This window comes from Methylobacterium sp. D54C, assembly GCF_053345595.1.
On the sequence record NZ_JBKFAK010000080.1, the window covers coordinates 1 to 1,465 of the forward strand.

At 78.2% G+C, this 1,465-nt stretch carries 1 protein-coding gene; it reads left to right on the forward strand.

Annotated features, from left to right (window positions below):
- On the forward strand, positions 1-1,465 hold a 1,465-nt coding region (locus tag ACLBYB_RS32550), incomplete at both ends, for a condensation domain-containing protein (RefSeq protein ID WP_447701347.1).

The following is a 1,465-nucleotide window of genomic DNA, read 5'->3' on the forward strand; positions in this document are numbered from 1 at the left end:
GCCCTGGCCGACACGCTGCCCGACGCGCTGCGCCCCGCCCGCATCCTCGCCCTGCCCGCCCTGCCGGTCTCCGCCAACGGGAAGCTCGACCCAGGACGGCTCCCCGAACCCGACTGGGCGGGCGCGGACGCCGTGGGCGGGACCGCCGGCTTCGATCCGCCGCGCGGCCAGACCGAGACGCGCCTCGCCGCCCTCTGGGCCGGCGTGCTCGGCCTCGACGCCCGACGCCTGTCGCGCCGGGACAGCTTCTTCGAGCGCGGCGGCGACTCGATCCTCGCCCTCCAGCTCGTCGCCCGCGCCCGGGAGAGCGGCCTCGCGCTGACCCCGCGGGACGTCTTCACCCATCCGCGCCTCGCCGCCCTGGCGGCGCATCTCGACGCGGCCCCGGACAACGCGGCCGCGCCAGCCCCCCAGGTCGACCCGGCGCGCGAGGCCGGTCCGGTTCCCCTCACCCCGATCCAGCGCCGGTTCCTCGACGGCCCCGTCCCGAACCGGCAGCACTGGAACCAGGCGATCGTGCTCGCGCCCCGGGCACCCCTCGACCCGGGCCGCCTCGCTGAGGCCCTCGCGGCCGTCGAGGCCGCCCATCCCGCGCTGCGCCTGCGCTTCGCGCGGGACGCGCACGGGGCCTGGACCCAGACCTGCCGGGCACCGGGGCAGGAGCCCCCGCTGTGGCGGCGCGCGGCGGACGGTGCGCCGGCCTTCGCGGCCCTCGCCGCGCAAGCCCAGACGAGCCTCGACCTCGCCGAAGGGCCAGTCTGGCGGGCCGTGCACGTCACCCTGCCGGCGGACGGGATCGAGCGGCTCCTCCTCGTCGCCCACCACCTCGTGGTCGACGCCATGTCGTGGCGCATATTGATCCAGGACCTCGCGGCGGCGCTCGCCGGGCGGCCGCTCGCGCCCCCGCCGACGAGCTTCCCGGGCTGGGCCCGCAGCCTCGACGTCCTGGCCCGGCACCCCGGACATGCCGGGCGCCGCGAATCCTGGCTGGCCGGCTGGCAGGCCGGGGGGCCGTGCCCCGATGCCGCGTTGCGGCCGGTCCGGCCCGACGCCCCCAACGTCGAATCCGCCCAGACCGAGATCGCCGACAGCCTCGACGCCGACGCGACCGACGCCTTCCTGCGCCGGGCCGGTCGGCCCTACAGCGCCCGTCCCGACGAGATCCTGCTCACCGCCCTGTCGATCGCGCTGGCGCGGCGCGGCGACGGGACGGCAGTGGGCGTGACCCTCGAGCGCCACGGTCGCGATGCCGACGCCCTGGCCGACGCGCTCGCCGAACCCCTCTCAGAACCCTTCCCCGAGCCCCTCTCCGACGCGCAGGACGGCCCGACCCTGCCCCGCCACGACCTGAGCCGGACGGTGGGCTGGTTCACCACGCTGGTGCCGCTGCGGCTCGATCCCCTCGGCGGCGAACCGGACCTGCCGCCGGACCTGCCGCCGGACGACGCCGCCCGCGGCCACGCCC